Source organism: Alkalibacterium sp. m-11 (assembly GCF_054658155.1).
The window spans coordinates 1-271 of record NZ_BAAGIR010000468.1 but is presented as its reverse complement, the minus strand read 5'-3'; the positions used below and the strand labels follow the sequence as shown (position 1 = coordinate 271).

At 50.6% G+C, this 271-nt stretch carries 1 tRNA gene and 1 rRNA gene; both read right to left on the bottom strand.

The window, feature by feature from the left end:
• Positions 1–58: 58 nt before the first annotated feature.
• A tRNA-Val gene (locus tag ACYQ2O_RS13210) sits at positions 59–131 on the bottom strand.
• A 22-nt stretch (positions 132–153) separates the two neighbouring features.
• Positions 154–269: ribosomal RNA gene (gene rrf, locus ACYQ2O_RS13205) — 5S ribosomal RNA — on the bottom strand.
• Positions 270–271 lie beyond the last annotated feature (2 nt).

The window sequence follows — 271 nt, the reverse complement described above, 5'->3', positions numbered from 1 at the left end:
TGACCCACTGATTAAAAGTCAGTTGCTCTACCAACTGAGCTAACGGCTCATGGATCTATGGAGGTTAACGGGCTCGAACCGCTGACCCTCTGCTTGTAAGGCAGATGCTCTCCCAACTGAGCTAAACATCCATTTTAAAAAAATAAAAGAGCTGCACGGCAACGTCCTGCTTTCACAAAGGGAAACCCTTCACTATCCTCGGCGCTGGGAAGCTTAACGGCTGTGTTCGGAATGGGAACAGGTGGATCCTTCCCGCCATCGTCACCGCACA